Origin of the sequence: Paenibacillus yanchengensis (genome assembly GCF_042684845.1) — a bacterium.
Lineage (GTDB): Bacteria > Bacillota > Bacilli > Paenibacillales > Paenibacillaceae > Pristimantibacillus > Pristimantibacillus yanchengensis.
The window spans coordinates 25,580-39,661 of the sequence record NZ_JBHUMH010000052.1; the positions used below are offsets into that span (position 1 = coordinate 25,580).

General features: G+C 39.2%; 15 protein-coding genes. All 15 read left to right on the plus strand.

Features of this window, described 5'->3' with window-relative positions:
* Positions 1-82: 82 nt before the first annotated feature.
* The 15 genes from ACFSTH_RS13645 to ACFSTH_RS13715 all read left to right on the plus strand — a co-directional run bounded on the left by ACFSTH_RS13645 (position 83) and on the right by ACFSTH_RS13715 (position 14,074).
* Positions 83-1,219, plus strand: coding sequence for a peptidylprolyl isomerase (locus ACFSTH_RS13645; RefSeq protein WP_377770660.1), 1,137 nt, complete (start codon positions 83-85; stop codon positions 1,217-1,219).
* Between the two features lie 165 nt (positions 1,220-1,384).
* Positions 1,385-2,257 (plus strand): SPFH domain-containing protein, encoded by an 873-nt coding sequence (locus ACFSTH_RS13650; RefSeq protein ID WP_377770658.1) that lies wholly within the window; start codon positions 1,385-1,387, stop codon positions 2,255-2,257.
* A 9-nt stretch (positions 2,258-2,266) separates the two neighbouring features.
* Positions 2,267-2,446: a hypothetical protein gene (locus ACFSTH_RS13655; protein WP_377770656.1), complete on the plus strand. Its 180-nt coding sequence runs from the start codon at positions 2,267-2,269 to the stop codon at positions 2,444-2,446.
* Positions 2,447-2,617: 171 nt separating this feature from the next.
* Complete coding sequence (gene spoVT, locus ACFSTH_RS13660; protein WP_377770654.1) at positions 2,618-3,160, plus strand: stage V sporulation protein T; 543 nt, start codon at positions 2,618-2,620, stop codon at positions 3,158-3,160.
* Between the two features lie 168 nt (positions 3,161-3,328).
* The gene (locus ACFSTH_RS13665; RefSeq protein WP_377770652.1) at positions 3,329-5,002 is read left to right on the plus strand and encodes a putative polysaccharide biosynthesis protein; all 1,674 of its coding nucleotides are present in this window, start codon (positions 3,329-3,331) and stop codon (positions 5,000-5,002) included.
* The gene (locus ACFSTH_RS13670; RefSeq protein WP_377770650.1) at positions 4,968-6,488 is read left to right on the plus strand and encodes a bifunctional methyltransferase/pyrophosphohydrolase YabN; all 1,521 of its coding nucleotides are present in this window, start codon (positions 4,968-4,970) and stop codon (positions 6,486-6,488) included. Before ACFSTH_RS13665 ends, ACFSTH_RS13670 begins: the two co-directional genes overlap by 35 nt.
* Before the next feature lie 209 nt (positions 6,489-6,697).
* The gene (locus ACFSTH_RS13675) at positions 6,698-6,970 is read left to right on the plus strand and encodes an HU family DNA-binding protein (protein WP_377770648.1); all 273 of its coding nucleotides are present in this window, start codon (positions 6,698-6,700) and stop codon (positions 6,968-6,970) included.
* A 2-nt stretch (positions 6,971-6,972) separates the two neighbouring features.
* On the plus strand, positions 6,973-7,278 hold the full coding sequence (locus ACFSTH_RS13680) for an RNA-binding S4 domain-containing protein (protein WP_377770646.1): 306 nt from the start codon (positions 6,973-6,975) through the stop codon (positions 7,276-7,278).
* Between the two features lie 173 nt (positions 7,279-7,451).
* Positions 7,452-7,736, plus strand: a complete 285-nt coding sequence (gene yabP / locus ACFSTH_RS13685; protein WP_377770644.1) for a sporulation protein YabP — start codon at positions 7,452-7,454, stop codon at positions 7,734-7,736.
* A complete protein-coding gene (gene yabQ / locus ACFSTH_RS13690; RefSeq protein WP_377770642.1) occupies positions 7,733-8,353 on the plus strand; it encodes a spore cortex biosynthesis protein YabQ in 621 nt (206 codons plus the stop codon). The genes yabP and yabQ overlap by 4 nt, the downstream gene beginning before the upstream one ends.
* Before the next feature lie 5 nt (positions 8,354-8,358).
* Positions 8,359-8,667, plus strand: a complete 309-nt coding sequence (locus tag ACFSTH_RS13695) for an FtsB family cell division protein (RefSeq protein WP_377770640.1) — start codon at positions 8,359-8,361, stop codon at positions 8,665-8,667.
* Positions 8,668-8,765: 98 nt separating this feature from the next.
* A complete protein-coding gene (locus tag ACFSTH_RS13700) occupies positions 8,766-9,263 on the plus strand; it encodes a S1 domain-containing RNA-binding protein (RefSeq protein ID WP_377770638.1) in 498 nt (165 codons plus the stop codon).
* A gap of 452 nt (positions 9,264-9,715) precedes the next feature.
* A complete protein-coding gene (gene spoIIE, locus ACFSTH_RS13705) occupies positions 9,716-12,154 on the plus strand; it encodes a stage II sporulation protein E (protein WP_377770716.1) in 2,439 nt (812 codons plus the stop codon).
* Positions 12,155-12,441: 287 nt separating this feature from the next.
* Complete coding sequence (locus tag ACFSTH_RS13710) at positions 12,442-13,164, plus strand: vWA domain-containing protein (protein ID WP_377770636.1); 723 nt, start codon at positions 12,442-12,444, stop codon at positions 13,162-13,164.
* Positions 13,151-14,074: a protein kinase domain-containing protein gene (locus tag ACFSTH_RS13715; RefSeq protein ID WP_377770634.1), complete on the plus strand. Its 924-nt coding sequence runs from the start codon at positions 13,151-13,153 to the stop codon at positions 14,072-14,074. Before ACFSTH_RS13710 ends, ACFSTH_RS13715 begins: the two co-directional genes overlap by 14 nt.
* Positions 14,075-14,082: the final 8 nt, after the last annotated feature.

Below are 14,082 nucleotides of genomic sequence, written 5' to 3' on the forward strand. Positions count from 1 at the left end.
TTAGCTTTTTATTACATAATTCTGTTAGAATAAAAGGATGCAATAATTAATAATGCAAGGAATCGAAAGGGGATTGTATATTGTGTATCAAGTAAATAATAAAAAATGGCGTAAAAGTACACTGCTCGTATTAACAGCAGTTTTAACAATGGCTTTACTTGCGGGGTGTGGAAAAGTAAAAAAAGAAGATTATTCTTTGCAATTCAAAGATGTTGACAAAGGTGATGTAGTTGCCACATATGAAGGCGGTCAAGTGACGAAGGATGAATTTGACAAGTTTCTAGCACTACAAACACTACAAAACCCGGAAGCAGCGATGTTGTTACAAATTCCACAGTACCAAGAAATGATTATGCAACAGTATATTACATTTAAAGTGTTAACTGCTCAAGCATCGGAAGAAACAATTGCCAAAGCGCGTGATCTTACCCATGAAGAAATGACAAATTTCAAGAAGTTCAAAAAAGAGAATAAAGATTTTCAAAAAACGATGAAAGATAGCAACATAACAGAAAATGATATGGCAACTTTACTCATGTTAACTACGACGATGAGTACGCATTTGAATAGCAAAGTGACAGACGAAGATGTAAACAAAGCATATAAGGACTTGTCACCTAACTTTGCGACTACATCTGCACGTCATATTTTAGTGAAAACAACAGAGCAAGATCCGGAAACGGGAGCACCTAAAGAAGTTCGTCCACAAGAAGAAGCATTAAAGATGATTAACGAAATAAAAGAAAAGTTACAAGCAAATGAAGATTGGGATGCACTAGCAAAACAATATTCAGAAGATCCGGGTTCTAAAGAAACGGGCGGATTGTATGAAAATACTGATGCAAGTGATTGGGATCCAGCTTTTAAGCAAGCAGCATTTGATCAAGAAATCGGTGTAATTGGTGAGCCGGTTCTATCGTCCATGGGATACCATATTATTAAAGTAGAAAAGAGAGAAGTCAAAGCGTTAGACCAATTGACAGAAGAACAACGTGCAGCAGTAGATAACACAGCTTCGTACAGCTATTTAGAGAAATTTATGGCAGAAGAAGTAGAGAAGTTAAATATCGAAATTAATTTGCCACAGCCAGAACCAAGCCCAAGTGACGCTCCAGCAGAAGGAGCAGGCGAGGGAAATAAAGAAGCAGAACCTGATGCAGAGCAACCTGCTGAGACTGATAACGAAGCAGAAAAAGCAGAAACTCCTGCAGCTAAATAAAACATTAGCAACCCAAATGAAATAGCTAAATATAAGAAGCGTATTGTTAACTCTCATCTATAAACAGATGAGTGCTAACAAATACGCTTTTTTTATGAATAAATATTGAATAAAATTGTAAAAAGTGATATCATTAATATATCAAAAGAATATGAGGTGTTGTGTATGAAAGAGAGAAAAGCATGGCATGTAAGCGGATATTTAGCTTTGTTAATCGCATTGATATCAGCTGCCGGAGGATTTTATTTGTTAATTAATACAATCGTTTTGGAGACCAATTCCAGTGCAGCTATTATTTCGGGGATAATTCTTATTATATTTGCAGCAATATGCTCGACATCGATTGTTATCGTACAGCCGAACCAAGCGAAAGTTATTACTTTTTTCGGGACGTATACAGGAACAATAACGAATAGTGGTTTATGGATGGTAATGCCTTTTACCAATAAAAGGAACGTATCGTTAAAAGTTCGTAATTTTAATAGTCAAAAATTAAAAGTCAACGATGCTGATGGAAATCCAGTAGAAATTGGCGCGGTAGTTGTATTTAAAGTAAGTGACACAGCAAAAGCTACGTTTGATGTTGATAATTATGAAGTGTTTGTAGAAATTCAAAGTGAAACAGCTTTGCGTCACATTACAGCACAATATCCTTATGATAATTATGGAAATGCTGATCTTCCGTCTTTGCGTGGCAATGCGGATGAAGTAGCAAATGAGTTAATGAGAGAATTACAACAACGATTAGAAGTAGCTGGAGTAGAAATTATGGAGACAAGATTAGCACATTTAGCATATGCTCCTGAAATTGCAAGTGCGATGTTGCAAAGACAACAAGCGAATGCTATTGTGTCCGCGCGACAAAAAATTGTGGAAGGTGCAGTTGGAATGGTAGAAGCTGCCTTGAATCAGATGGAAGAAAGTGGTATAGAGTTGGACGCTGAGCGGAAAGCGGCGATGATTAATAATTTGATGGTTTCGATTGTATCAGATAGAGCGGCGACACCAGTCATTAATACCGGATCGTTGTACAGCTAGGTTACAGAAATGAATAAACCCAAAAAAGCATTTCCGCTACGACTTGATCCACATCTGCATCAAGCATTGGAACAATGGGCAGCGGATGAATTCCGCAGTGTAAATGGACATATCGAATATTTATTGCGTGAAGCATTAGTGAAAGCTGGTAGGTTCAAAACGGTACATGAGCAAAAAGAAAATAAGTGAATATATGATGTGAAAGATCGGATACAATTAGTGGCAAAATAAACTTGTTACTATTTTGTTCGATCTTTTTATGTTGCGTGCATAAGAAATTGGAAACCGAAGAATACTATGGCTAGTGTATCCCATTACATTTACTATAAAATCTTCAAGTGAAAGCGGGGCAACATAATTATGAAAGCAACTGGTATTGTACGTCGTATCGATGATCTCGGTCGAGTGGTTATACCGAAAGAAATACGTAGAACATTACGAATTCGAGAAGGTGACCCATTAGAAATATTTGTAGATCGCGATGGCGAAGTAATATTGAAAAAGTATTCACCAATCGGAGAATTGGGTGATTTTGCAAAAGAATATGCGGAATCATTGTTTGAAAGTACAGGGCATGTCACATTAATTAGTGATCGCGATAGCGTCATTACAGTAGCTGGCGCATCAAAAAAAGATTACTTAGAAAAAAGAATTGGATCGATATTAGAAACGTGCATGGAAAATCGCCGGACAATATCGGACAATCAAGCTGGACAATCTGAAATAGTAAGAGACGGGCAAGAAAAGTTCCATGCCTTTATATGCGCTCCAATTATTGCTGGTGGTGATCCTATCGGTACAGTTGTATTGATGAGCAAAGACGAAGATGTACAGATGGGGCAATTAGAAACGAAAATGGCGGAAACAGCAGCTGGCTTTTTAGCTAAGCAAATGGAACAATAATATTAATTGTTTTCTCATACATCAAAACGAGACAGCTTCCTAATAACTTCGGTTGTTAGAAAGCTGTTTTTATTTCATAATTTGTACAGGTAGCTTTCTCCTCATGTATAATGAATTAAATATTGTGTCGTAAGTGTTATGGTGTGGAGGTTGAGGTGATACAAAATAGTGCAAGCAGATAAGTATACAGCAAAAGTAGCGGCTCAAGGTGCAATGTGGCTTACTGGTGCTGTTGTTGTAAGTAAATTAATAGGCGTGTTACAAAAAATTCCGTTACAAAATATAGCAGGTGACTACGTCTTTGGCATTTATAATGCTGTTTATCCTATTTATCAACTGATTATAGTACTTGCTACAGCGGGATTACCGACAGCAATATCTATTATTATTACAGAACAATCAGCTTCTGATTCTCGGGGTCTATCTTTCACGTTAAGATCAGCAGTTGCGTTACTTAGCATATTCGGAATTATTAGTGCATTAGCACTATGGGGAGCGAGTGACAACATAGCTATTCTTTTTGGGGAACCAGCTGCGGCTGATGCGTTACGTAGTTTGGCTCCAGCAGTAGCTTTAGCGGCTTTGGCGGCGGCATTTCGTGGCTACTATCAAGGAATAGGTAAGATGAGCGTATCAGCCATATCACAGGTGTTAGAACAGCTAGTACGAGTAACGGTAATGATAGCGGTATTGCTTAGTGCTACTGCTATTACGATAAATAATGCTGGGCGAGTAACAGCGGCAGTAATGAGTGGTTCGGCAGTAGGAGCCAGCATCGCTTGTATATTACTAATTGTCACATACTGGTGGAACCAACGGCGGCATATTCAATCAGCAAGTCATAATAGTAATCAAAAGCCCTTGATCGCCCCTTACTATGTAGCGACCAAGCGACTGCTCACCGTTGCTATGCCAGCGGTATTGGGAGCGGCAGTTGTTCCTATGCTCGGTGTAGTGGATGCTATTACTATTCCACGAATGCTGGCTGCTAGTGGTAGTACTTCTAGTGAAGCGATGACATGGTTTGGAATATATAGCCGCTCACAACCGCTTATTCAATTGATTGTGATGGTGATAGGCTCATTAGGTGCAGCACTCGTCCCTCGTTTAGTGATACAGCGTACAGCATTGCAGATGGAAAAACAGCAAGAAGCACAGACAGGTATTTCTTTTTTAATGAAGCTGACACTCGCTATTTGTGCAGCAGCAGCAATTGGACTTTTAAGTTTAGTGAATGAAATAAATGTGATGTTATATAGAAATACAGAAGGTTCAGCGATATTCGCATGGCTTGCCATAACAATATTAGGAAGTGGTTTGTTAGCGATGTTGCCGCCTTTGCTACAGTCATTAGGGGCTACACGTTCGCCCGCATTATTGTTACTATTTGCCGCATTATTAAAAGGTGTTTGTAATATTTGGCTGATGGGACATTACGGTATTATTGGTGCGGCATATGCTGGTGTCATTGCATTTACACTTACAGCAGCTTACGGTATTTGGTTGCTTTACAAAAGAACACGTATTATATTTTTGTCTACATGGAATAATCAAGGGATAAGATCCATTATTACAGTCATGCTAAAAATAGTCGTAAGTGTAGCGCTGATGGCACTATTTTTATTGTTCACGAAACTATTATTTTATCAGTGGGCAACTGCTTTTATGTTACATCGTTTAGGGATTAGCTTGTTTGTGTTAACTGTAGTTATTGGTGGAGCAGCTGTCTTTTTTTTATCAATAATGAAATTAAAGTTGTTTGATTCAGCAGAACTGCAGTGGCTCGGAATTCAGTCGAAAAGAGGTAATGATGATGTCATTAGTGGAAGAAAAAGAAAGTAAAACGGAGTTAGTCATTGTTGGTTTAGGGTCTGGTGATGTAGATCAACTGACGTTAGGAAATTTCCGGATTATCCAGTCGGCACAGGCGCTATTTTTGCGTACGAAGGATCATCCTGTTGTAGCATTATTAGATAATGATCGTATATCGTATGAAACATTTGATCGATTGTATGAGAAATATGCTACTTTTCCAGAAGTTTATGAAGCAATTGTTGTAGAAATTATGGAAAAATTACAGCGTAAACCAGAAGGAAAACAACATAACGAACCAGTTGTTTATGCTGTGCCAGGGCATCCAATGGTTGCTGAAAAAACGGTGCAAATGTTGCTAGAACGATGTCGAGAGGCGAATATCACTGTTACCGTTACTGGTGGAGAAAGCTTTCTAGATCAAACATTTACAGCGCTACAAATCGATCCAATCGACGGCTTTGTTTTGTTAGATGCATCAGATATTGCGCTGTCTCATCTTCAGCCAACATTACATACGATCGTCGCGCAAGTATATGACCAATATACGGCATCCGATGTGAAATTAGCGCTTATGGAACGTTATCCTGATGATTATGAAGTAATAGTATGCCATGCACTAGGGGTAAAAGGGCAGGAACAAATGATTAAAGTACCGTTGTACGAAATGGATCATTTGACTAGTTATAATAATTTATCGTTAATTTATATTCCAAGGTCGGATGATGATAAGCTACGCAATCGAACGCTAGAGAGATTACATGAAATTGTAGCTATACTACGTAGTCCAGAAGGCTGTCCGTGGGATAGAGAACAAACACACCAATCGATTCGCAAAAATTTTATTGAGGAATTATACGAAGCGTTAGAAGCAATTGACAATGATGATCCGGGGCATATGGTAGAAGAATTTGGTGATGTATTATTGCAAATCATGTTACATAGCCAAATGGAAGAAGAGCAAGGGATGTTTTCGGTTTATGACGTAGTCGAAGCATTAAATGATAAACTATTGTTTCGTCATCCACATGTTTTTGGTGATCAAGCAGCGACATCATCCGATCAAGCATTAGTGCATTGGGAACAAATGAAGCAGAAAGAGCAACAAATGAAAGGTACAGCACGTCAATCTATACTAGATGGTATACCGCAAGGACTGCCGGCGTTGACGAGAGCGTATAAATTACAACATAAAGCTGCCAAAGTTGGGTTCGATTGGCCTACACTGGAGCCTATTATCGAAAAGGTGCAGGAAGAACTACAAGAATTGCAATTAGCGATTTACAATAAACAGCACGCAGAGCAAATGGAAGAACTCGGAGACCTGTTATTTTCTGTAATTAATGTCGCTCGTTTCATAAAGATAGATGCCGAGGAGGCGCTTTCCTTTACAAATCGGAAATTTGCTGATAGATTTCAATATATTGAACAGCAGCTTCGTATAAAAGGAAAAAGTTTTGAACAGACTGATTTAGTAGAGATGGATCAGCTATGGACAGAGGCAAAACAACGCTAGCTGCGGTAGGTCATCATAAGTAAAATGAAATATTGTATGAAAAAACGGTGGACAAGCAGGAAAATTACGTCTACAGGCAGAATATGTATTCTTCAGGAGCATAGCAGTTAGGTAGCAGCACTAACAAGAAAAGAGTCTATGCCAAGTTATGCACTAGTCTAATATGCTAGACATCTCATTATATGTAACCATTTAGGAGGAAATAAGAAATGAATAAAACTGATTTGATTAACAATATCGCTGAGAAAAGCGGACTTACAAAACGTGATGTAGAAGCTGTTCTTAATGGCTTTTTAGGAGAAATTACAGATGCACTAGCAAGTGGTGAAAAAGTACAATTGATCGGTTTTGGTACATTCGAAACACGTACTAGAGCTGGTAGAATTGGACGTAACCCACAAACTGGTCAAGAAATCGAAATTCCAGAATCAAAAGTACCAGCGTTTAAAGCAGGTAACAAGCTAAAAGAAGCGATTAGGTAACAATGAGACTCGATAAGTTCTTGAAAGTCTCCCGCCTAATTAAACGGCGCACGGTTGCAAAAGAAATTACCGAACAAGGTCGTATATGGATTAATGATCGTGTGGCAAAACCAAGCACGGTCGTTAAAGTTGGCGATGAACTTGCTGTTCAGTATGGTCAAAAAACGGTTACGGTTCGTGTAGAAAGCTTAGTAGAATCGGTGCGCAAAGCGGAAGCAAAAGAAATGTATATTGTTTTAAAAGAAGAACAGCGTGAACGTGCGCCGCAATCTGAGGAAGCAGATTGGCTTTATCGAAAAGATGATTAGTTGAATAATACTACTAAAAAAGTTTCGCTTACGTCATAAGCGAAACTTTTTTATCATACGCTTCGATAATGGCAGGAGATACCTTCGATAAAAAATACTATTACAGTTTTTGTTCTAAATGAGAGGACTACCCCATAAGCTTAAGTAATATGAGCTAAGCGGGGGACGATTTTATGGTTGAAATGAATAAAAGTGCCAAACAGCAACAATTAAAGCTGGTCAACCGTAAACTGCTAGAATTGACTGGTGTACTACAAGTGGAAAGTTTTGATAGTGAGCAGTTTTTGTTGGAAACAAATTTAGGTTATTTGTCGGTAGAAGGGCACAATCTACACATGAAGCAATTAAGTTTAGAAGAAGGACTAGTTATTATCGAAGGATATATTCATTCTCTCGCCTATAGAGATGCCGCTACTTCTGGAAAATCCAAAGGAATATTGGGGAAGTTGTTTAAGTGACGCTTTCCGTTCAATGGTTGACGATTGCAGCGATGATGAGTGCTGGACTCGGAATGGGTATCGTATTTGATGGCTATCGGATATTTTCCAATGCGCTGAAATTTCCGCGCTGGTGGCTCCCCATTCTTGATTTGATGTATTGGATCGCAGCTGCAATTGTTGTTTTTCAGTTGTTGTACGCAAGTAATAATGGCGAGGTGCGTGCGTACGTATTTGTTGGACTAGTTATCGGAATCGTAGTATACCATTGGTTATTTCATCGAATGACAGTTGTTTTGTTTCATTGGATTATTCAAGCTGGGAAAGCTGTATTGCTATTTTTGAAACGATTGCTTCATTTTATAATTGTAAAACCTGTATATTTTATGTATAATGTATTAAAATTTGTACTTGGAATTGGGTCTGCAATCACTATTTTCATCGGAAATCTTGTGGTACAATTGATGCGTCCCTTGTGGCGGTTGTTGATGTGGTTGCTAAGACCACTCACACGATTATTACATAAGTGGCTCACACCGATATGGTCAAGAGTGTCTGAGAATAGCCAGCTAAACAAATGGATGATGAATTTAAAATCAATACCGGCACGCTGGATGAACTGGTTGAGGAGGAAATGACGTACATGGTACCCGCAGTTGGAGAAAAGAAAACAACTAATGCCGCATCAAAACGACGTTTGAAAATTTGGCTAACCTTTATTGCAATATTTGTTATATGGGCGGGCTATACGTTATTTGGTCAGTATCAGCAGCATCAGGAAGCGATAGCTAAGGTGGAAGTGTTGCAAGAACAAGTGGAAGAAGCGATCGCTATTAAAGCAGATTTGCAAAAACAGATTGATCGCTTGAACGATCCTGAATATATAGCACAATTAGCAACGAAGGAACAAGGGATGGTAAAAGAAGGAGAGCAGCAAATATTTACCGATTAAGACAGTGAACTAGGATGACTGTCTGTTGCTCTAAACTAAAGATTCGGTTATAATCACGATAGAAGTAAAAAACTTTTTGGAGAGGAACATTTTATTTTATGGCAATTGAAGTGGGCGCCAAGTTAGAAGGAAAAGTGACAGGTATTACGCATTTTGGGGCATTTGTCGATCTATCGGGAGGTGTCACGGGTCTTGTTCACATTTCAGAGATTGCCGACAACTACGTTAAAGACGTGAAAGATCATCTCAAAGTAGATGATGTTGTCAAGGTGAAGGTGATCAATGTTGATAAAGATGGCAAGATTGGATTATCCATTAAACAAGCCATTGACCGACCTGAAGGACAACCAGCACCGTCATCATCGTCTCGTGAACGTACAGGCGGAAGTGGAGGCGGGGAAAAATTCAGTCGCGGAGGTCAAGAACGAGGCGGACGTTCCTTCAATAAACCGTCGTCTAGCAGACCATCTTACGCCAAAGCACCATCATTCGAAGATAAAATGTCACGCTTTTTAAAAGACAGTGAAGAACGTATATCTTCTCTTAAGAAGAATACGGAAGGTAAACGCGGTGGACGTGGAGCTAAACGGATGTAATAAATATGATAACAGACAATGGCAGAACCAATAGGTTCTGTCTTTTTTTCGTCAAAAGAATATAAAAACTGTCGATCCATAGTTAGTTTAAACGTCACAAAAAAATATACCAAAAAACTTTCCCCTAAGCTCTGCGATTAACGACAACATATTACTTTATATTGCTAGCATTTACGTCTAGTAGTTACTTATCCAGCAGACATTATTTTTAAACTAATAATATACATAGGTGGTGCAACCCGTTGCTATTACTCGTTTTATTGCTATTGTAACGAGATGGAGCAAGATGAGAACATTTGTCGTAATTTTCTTTTTGCTACCTTCCTTTGTTTGACAAACTTTCTGAGAAACGTCCTCTATAATGAGTAACACAATCAACTCGGAAATGGTGGTGTCAGCAAGTGAAGAAAGGAATTAATCTGGTTTTTCCAGGTATGAAGGGAATTATTCGGATGCGTTCGCAATGGCATACGTGGAATAATATGCTGAAGCGAGGTACACAAGTCATTTGGTCTAAGAAAACAACTTTTTTATTAGTGGCAATTGCTTTAATGCTTGGACGAGCTGTCATCTTGGATCATTTGATGCCGTTTGCAATTGCATACTTTGCAGTCATATATTTTATGAGAAAAGATCTTGTGTTGTGGATAGGATTAGCGTTAGTAGGTGGTAGTATGCTAGCGATTAATCCAGCACCTATTTGGATCGCAATGGAATTGCTGGTGTTGTTTTTAATATTCCGCGGGTTGGAAGCTTATGAACGAGCCGACCTATCGACAGCACCAATGTTAGTGTTTACTTCTACACTTGTCGTGCAATTATTTCAAACTTTAATCGGTGATGCGTTAAGCTGGTATGCCTTTATGATGATTAGCGTAGAATCAATTCTGGCGTTTGTATTGACATTAGTTTTTGTACAAGCATTACCGGTGTTGATGATGAGCAAAAAAACGGCGGTGCTAAAAAATGAAGAAATCATATGTGTCATGATTTTATTAGCATCGATTATGACAGGTGCAGTCGGCATTACGTTGTCAGGATTATCGTTAGAACATATATTATCTCGATTTGTTTTATTACTATTTGCGGTTGCAGGAGGAGCGCCGCTAGGAGCAGCGGTCGGTGTCGTTACTGGATTGATCCTTAGTCTTGCTGATGTAGGTTCTATTGTACAAATTAGTATGTTGGCTTTCGCTGGGTTGCTAGCAGGTCTATTAAGAGAAGGGGGGAAAGTTGCTACTGCATTTGGAATGCTGCTTGGTACATCGATTATAACAGTATACATTGGTTCTCAAGCTCAGATTATGAGTTCAACGTGGGAATCTGTCGTTGCAGCAGGTTTATTGTTAATGACTCCAAAGAGTATGATCAGAGCAATTTCCAGATATGTGCCAGGAACGTTAGAGCATGTTCAGTCGCAACATGAATATGTTCGCAAAGTTAGAGATGTTACAGCTAATCGTGTTGCAAAATTTTCGGATGTGTTTTCGCAATTATCCAAAAGCTTTGGACAATTTAGTGAGGGAGTGGACTTTAGAGCAAATCGTGAGGAAGAGCTAGGCAAGTTTATGCATGCTGTATCAGAACAGAGTTGTGCAAGTTGTCATCGACAGCATAGCTGTTGGGACAAAAAGTATTTTCATACCCATCAAATGATGAGTGAAATGTTGGCAACGATCGAAGAGGATCAACCAATAACGCCAAGTAACATTAGTTCAAAATGGCGTTCCCACTGTTTAAAGCCGGAGCAAGTGGCTATAACGATAAAGCATCAATACGAACTTTATGGCTATCAGATACATTGGAAAAAACAATTACAAGACTCCAGACAATTAGTCGCGGATCAATTATATGGTGTTTCACAAATTATGGATGATTTATCGCTAGAAATAAAACGAGAGGGGCAAACGCTGCATTTACAGGAAGAACAAATTAGGGAGGCGGTTGAAGGACTAGGGTTATCTATACAAGGAGTAAACATTGTCAATTTAGAAGAAGGGAATGTGGATATTGAAGTATATCATACGTTTGATAAAGGATTTGATGAATGTCGAAAAATTATAGCACCGTTGTTATCGGATATTTTAGGAGAAAATATTGCAGTGAAAATGGAGGTGTCGCCACTTAAAAACGGTGATCCATATATGGTCAATTTTGGTTCTGCGAAACAGTATGAAGTCGAAACGGGAGTTGCTGGTGCGGCAAAAGGAGGCGATTTATTATCGGGTGACAGTTTTAGTTTAGTAGATTTGGGTAATGGGAAATTTGCGGTTGCGATTAGTGATGGTATGGGAAATGGTGAGCGGGCAAGGCAAGAAAGCAGTACTGCACTATCTATATTACAGCAATTGTTACAATCTGGCATGGATGAGAAACTAGCGGTCAAGTCGGTTAATTCGGTATTGGTGCTACGATCAGTTGACGAAGTGTTTGCTACCGTAGATTTAGCAATTATAGATTTATATTCAGCGCAAACAACATTTATGAAAATAGGATCTACTCCAAGTTTCATTAAACGAGGTAATGAGGTGATAGAAGTAGCTGCTGGCAATTTGCCGATTGGTATACTCCAAGATATTGATGTGGATATTGTCTCTGCTCAATTGCAGCCAGGTGATACGTTAATTATGATGAGTGATGGCATTTATGATGCTCCAGGGTATGCAGTAAACAAAGAAATGTGGATGAGGAGAGTGATAAGTGAATTAAAGGTAGAAGATCCACAAGAAATGGCAGATGTAATATTGGAGACAGTAGTCCGTTATCAAGATGGAGATATAAATGACGATATGACGGTGCTAGTAACAAAAATAGATAAACATCAACCAGAGTGGTCGACGTTCCGCTTTCCAGGTGTTCACCGATTGGAACGACCGCGTACGGTCAGTTAATTAAAAAAAAGCTTTCGCATAAACTAGTTTCTAGCTATATATTATTCAGCATACATGTGGCGGAAACTTAGGGAATGAGAAAGCTTTTTTGTATGTTCAAAAGGTGTCTATGGTATACTTAGCTATGATAGCTTGTAGTAATATTATGGAATAATTTTAGAAAATGTGAATCTAGTTGTTTATCTCCTCGGATAATAGGAAAAGCTGATAGAGAGTAGTTTATTTTTCAGCATCTAGCGAAGGATATTCTGTATACCTTCGATAGACGATAGAGGAGGAAATAAACAATGAAACAAATATTATTAATAACAGATGGTTGTTCGAATGTTGGAATGAGTCCGGTAGTTGCTGCGGCACATGCGAAGGCGGAAGCAATATCCGTCAACGTTATTGGCGTACTAGATGATGGTGATCTAGGAGAATTCGGCGCGCAAGAAATTGCAGAGATAGCTAGAGCTGGAGGCGGAATGAGCCGTCTAGTCAATACGAGAGATTTGACACAAACGGTACAGATGATGACTCGCAAAACAGTGGTACAAACGATTCAACAGGCTGTGCATAAGGAATTGCAGCAAGTATTAGGCACTTCAACGATTGAAGCTTTGCCACCTGAAAAACGTGGTGAAGTAGTGCGAGTGATGGAGCAGTTAACAGAAACAACAGATTTGAAGATAGCTCTATTAATTGATGCCAGTGCTAGTATGAAGCATAAACTGCCAGCAGTAGAAGAGGCTATTGCTGATTTGATGTTAAGCTTACAGGCAAGACAAGGAAATAGTGAAGTTGCTGTATTCCATTTTCCGGCGCACAAGCACGGTGGTGATTGCACGATGGATGTAGATTTTACGAATCAGTTTTCGAAATTGAATCATATTTTTCACAATTTGCCGCTTAGTGGCACTACGCCAACTGGACCTGCTATTATGTATGTGTTACAAGCTTTTGATCAATTTGCTAATCGGCGCAGGGTGGATGATGAAACGGATGGGATGATGAGTGACTACGCCTAATCAATTACAGTTGGAGCGAGGAACTACAATATTCGGTAAGTGGCAAAAGCAAAAGTATGTCGTAGAGCGTCTGTTGGGTGAAGGGGCTAACGGTCAAGTATACTTGGTGCACCATAAGCGAGAACAGTATGCGCTCAAAATAGGCTTTGATGTCGTTGACTTGCAAGCAGAGGCCAATGTGCTGCGAATGATTGCAAAGCAACAGCCAGAGCTTTATATACAGTTATTGGATGTTGACGATGTACAATTACCGACGGGAGAAAGCCACCCTTTTTACATTATGCGTTTTGTAGAGGGTGTAACCGTAACACAGTTTTTACAGCAACAATCGGTGGACTGGTTTCCGCTTATTGGTTTGCATCTGTTAGAGAAGCTGTCTAAGCTACATCAAATCGGTTGGATTTTTGGCGATGTGAAGGCTGATAATATATTAGTGTCGAAGTATGGAAAAGCGGAATTGGTCGATTATGGTGGAGCGACGGAATTTGGCAAAAGTGTTCGGCAATTTACAGAAATTTATGATCGTGGATATTGGAACGCTGGATCTCGATCGGCAGATTTCAAATATGATTTGTTTTCGTTTGCAGTCCTTGCTGTGCAATTACTGGAGCCTGAAAAACTAAATGCTATAACGAAACAATCGTTGCCACAAAATCGTTCCATTTCTAATTTACTCGACATTGCCGAGAACAACGGGCAATTGAAACAAGTTGCCCCTTGGTTACATAAAGCGTTACACGGACAGTTTGTTCATAGTGAAGAGTCGTTGGCATTATGGCGTAGTTTATTGCGACAGCATCATCGCAAAAAAGTAGCTGTCAATCGTTTACCGCTATGGCTGAAAGGGTTAGCTGCTATATCTGGGGCAATGCTCGCCGGAGCCACATTCATATGGTTTATTGGGTTATGAGGAGGGGA

Coding starts and splice junctions, on each gene's coding strand:
- ACFSTH_RS13650 (WP_377770658.1), top strand. CDS start 1,385: ATGAAAGAGAGAAAAGCATGGCATGTAAGCGGATATTTAGCTTTGTTA.
- ACFSTH_RS13655 (WP_377770656.1), top strand. CDS start 2,267: ATGAATAAACCCAAAAAAGCATTTCCGCTACGACTTGATCCACATCTG.
- spoVT (WP_377770654.1), top strand. CDS start 2,618: ATGAAAGCAACTGGTATTGTACGTCGTATCGATGATCTCGGTCGAGTG.
- ACFSTH_RS13670 (WP_377770650.1), top strand. CDS start 4,968: ATGATGATGTCATTAGTGGAAGAAAAAGAAAGTAAAACGGAGTTAGTC.
- ACFSTH_RS13675 (WP_377770648.1), top strand. CDS start 6,698: ATGAATAAAACTGATTTGATTAACAATATCGCTGAGAAAAGCGGACTT.
- ACFSTH_RS13680 (WP_377770646.1), top strand. CDS start 6,973: ATGAGACTCGATAAGTTCTTGAAAGTCTCCCGCCTAATTAAACGGCGC.
- yabP (WP_377770644.1), top strand. CDS start 7,452: ATGGTTGAAATGAATAAAAGTGCCAAACAGCAACAATTAAAGCTGGTC.
- ACFSTH_RS13695 (WP_377770640.1), top strand. CDS start 8,359: ATGGTACCCGCAGTTGGAGAAAAGAAAACAACTAATGCCGCATCAAAA.
- ACFSTH_RS13700 (WP_377770638.1), top strand. CDS start 8,766: ATGGCAATTGAAGTGGGCGCCAAGTTAGAAGGAAAAGTGACAGGTATT.
- spoIIE (WP_377770716.1), top strand. CDS start 9,716: ATGCGTTCGCAATGGCATACGTGGAATAATATGCTGAAGCGAGGTACA.
- ACFSTH_RS13710 (WP_377770636.1), top strand. CDS start 12,442: ATGAAACAAATATTATTAATAACAGATGGTTGTTCGAATGTTGGAATG.